The sequence below is a fragment of the Thermodesulfobacteriota bacterium genome (assembly GCA_039028315.1).
Taxonomy (GTDB): domain Bacteria; phylum Desulfobacterota_D; class UBA1144; order Nemesobacterales; family UBA2774; genus CR02bin9.
Window position 1 is genome coordinate 1 of the sequence record JBCCIH010000235.1, and the last position, 2,925, is coordinate 2,925.

At 37.1% G+C, this 2,925-nt stretch carries 4 protein-coding genes; 2 read left to right on the forward strand and 2 right to left on the reverse strand.

Translation table 11 applies throughout. The features are described 5' to 3' along the window. Both AAF462_11355 and AAF462_11360 read right to left on the reverse strand, forming a co-directional pair. Positions 1–416: response regulator (locus AAF462_11355; GenBank protein MEM7009719.1), on the reverse strand; the 416-nt coding region annotated here is incomplete at its 3' end. 49 nt (positions 417–465) lie between these two features. Further along, complete coding sequence (locus AAF462_11360) at positions 466–1,740, reverse strand: ATP-binding protein (GenBank protein ID MEM7009720.1); 1,275 nt, start codon at positions 1,738–1,740, stop codon at positions 466–468. Between the two features lie 309 nt (positions 1,741–2,049). On the opposite strand from AAF462_11360, the gene AAF462_11365 reads away from it, so the two are divergent. Both AAF462_11365 and AAF462_11370 read left to right on the forward strand, forming a co-directional pair. After that, the gene (locus AAF462_11365) at positions 2,050–2,505 is read left to right on the forward strand and encodes a tetratricopeptide repeat protein (GenBank protein ID MEM7009721.1); all 456 of its coding nucleotides are present in this window, start codon (positions 2,050–2,052) and stop codon (positions 2,503–2,505) included. Between the two features lie 211 nt (positions 2,506–2,716). After that, positions 2,717–2,925, forward strand: a 209-nt coding sequence (locus tag AAF462_11370) for a cupin domain-containing protein (protein ID MEM7009722.1), incomplete at its 3' end; no start/stop codon positions are given.

The window sequence follows — 2,925 nt, forward strand, 5'->3', positions numbered from 1 at the left end:
CCATATTTCTCCTGTGCTCTCATTGCCACTGCACTTAAGCTATTATCTAGTTCCCTTATTCTAAGCGCATTGCGAACCATCACTTTTAATTTATCTAGTGGAAAAGGCTTCTCAATAAAATCATATGCTCCGTCTCTAATTGCTGTTACCGCGACCTCAACGCTTCCGTGCGCTGTCATCATAATTGTTGGCGGCATTTGTTCAAAACCCGACAAATCCTTTAAAACCTGGAGTCCGTCTCTATCAGGAAGTTTAAGATCGAGTATTACTAAATCCGGGTTTTCTCTCTTAGCGATTTGGAGCCCCTCTTGGGCCTCAAATGAGGTTATTACAAAATACCCCTCTTGAGTCAAAGCCTTTTGCAGCTGTTTTGATAATAGTTTTTCATCTTCAATAATTAAAATTAACGAACTCATTTTCCCTTCCTTATGATTAAATTATCCTCATCCCTTAAAAACTAGACGTTCAAGTAATGAAATCCTCATTTAGATTATTTGGTATTTCCACAACGAAAGATGACCCGCTTCCCTTCTTGCTGCTAATGTGCATCTTACCGCTATGTGCCTCTACAATTCTGTTGGATATTGCAAGCCCAAGACCTGTGCCCTTTTCTTTGGTTGAATAAAAAGGCTGAAGTATTTTCTCCACCTCTTCTTCCTCAAACCCACATCCAGTGTCAGATATTGTAATTTCCACTGTTCCATTGTGGTTTGTAGTTTTAACTCTTACTTTTCCAAATCCGCCTGTTGCATCTATGCCATTTATTAACAGATTAAGTACAACTTGTTCTATTTGTTCGTGATCGACGTAGAAATGGTTTCCACACTCAAGCTCCTTCTCAATTATTACGCCCTTGGACTTGGCTTTCATTGTCACAAGACTAAGGGCTCTCTCAACTATATCGTTCGGCTGGCATTCAATAAGCTGCAGACTCTTAGGATGGCCGAGCTGGAAAAGCCCTTTTACGATTCTCTCAAGTCTTACAATTTCATCTAGAATTTCAGATATTGTCTGCTTATGCTCATCGTTGAGTGTTTCATCACGCATTAATTCAAGCGCAATAGCTATTCCGGAAAGAGGGTTTCGAACTTCATGAGCAACACCAGTGGCCAGCTCTCCTATGGTTGCAAGTTTCTCGGTTTTTATTAAAGTTTTATGTTTCTCATTTAATTCTCTTGTAGCTTGTTCAATTTCGGTTTCTAATATTTCATTAAAACGTTTTGTAGTATCAAGCAGTTTTAGGATTTCGTCATTCTTTTTCTGAAGCTCCTTATTATTATTCTCAATATTGTCCATCATATGATTAAATGCTTGAATAAGTGTATTTATTTCACTGCTTGATTTAACCTCTTTTACTCTGTAGGAATAGTCTCCCTCACCCACTGACTCAGCAGCTTTAAATAGATTAAAAATTGGTTTGGTAATAACCCTGGGAATAAAAAACGTAAGAATAATTCCAAACACTAAAATCACGCCTATAACTGTAAAAACGGTAATATAAGAATATTTAATTTGATCATCAGAAATTTTTACTGCCTCAAGGAGCATTTCATTTGCAAAAAATCCTTCATTAGCCTGCTCTTTATCAGAAACAATCTTAGATAGAGTTGTGTATCGGCCCTTGATGTTCTCTGCCGCTTTGTCCAGGTTATATATGCTATAGACTGAGAATCCGCTTATCAGAAGCATAAGCAAAAACATCAATGCATAGCCCAGAGTTATCTGTTTACTTAAATTCAATTATTGTTCCCTTATCCTAAGTTTTAAGACTATAAAAAATTCTACCTGCTATTATTCCCAACTCATATCAATATTTTCGCTATTTGATAGATAATTTGCTAAGATTGAGGTAAATTTAATTTAAGCGGTATTTATATTAGGACGTACTTAGTACAAGGGACAAAGGGTCAAATAATAATCTCATATCTCAAATCTATAAGATTCTATTGTTTAGCACTTGCGCTATCATCTACATTTTTAGCTGGTTGTCTTGTAACTCCGTCTTCTATTAATGAACTCAGTGAGCGGCAGGATAAACTTGAAGCTAAAATGGATAAGATGATCGAAGAGCTTGAAACCTATAATTCTCAGAACAACCGTAACTTTGAGCGAATTGAGAACAACCAAATGCTTTTAGCCGGCGAGATTGAAACTATGCAGAAAAAAAGTATTACTCTGGATAGAAAAATAGAAAACGTTACGAGCAAAAATGGCGAGGAGGAGGATAAACAAGAGCAAAAAGCTCCCTCGGCAAATGATATATACGCAAAAGCTGACGAGAGCTACAAGAACCGTAAATATGAAGATGCAATTTTAGAATTTCAGCAGTTAATCGACAACTATCCAACCGACTGGCGCGTTCCTAACGCATATCTTAAACAAGGAAATGCTCTTATAAACTTAGGAAGAAAAAAAGAAGCAGGATTTTTCTTTAAAACTTTAATTGATAAATATCCCGACTCTCCTGAGGCAAATATAGCTAAGCAAAAACTAAAAGCTCTATAGATTTATGTTCAGCTTTAGAATCGTTTTATTTCACAACATCGCTTTATTCCGCAACTAATAATTATCCCAGTATATTTAACAATTCATCATTGCCCTCCAAAGATAGTTAATCATTTCAGATATTTATAACACTTATTTAGCTTCTCCACCAACTTTGGCACACCCCTTGCACTTAGTATGCATAAACCAAAACACAAGGAGGTGTTTAAAAATGAGCAGTGAATTTAAGCAAGACCCGATACTAGTTATGCCCGGAGGCGGAGATGAGCTTCTGATGGGCGGAAGCCAGTTCCTACACAAAGTGCAAAGCGGAGCAACTAATAATGTGTTCTCTGCTATAGAGATCATAAGCCCGCCTGGAAAAGGTGTTTCTCTTCATGTACACGAGAATGAGGACGAGCTCGTTCATCTGTTGGAAGG

Bases quoted from the DNA above. Each gene is read 5' to 3' on its own strand.
- AAF462_11365 (MEM7009721.1), top strand. From the start codon at position 2,050: ATGGATAAGATGATCGAAGAGCTTGAAACCTATAATTCTCAGAACAAC.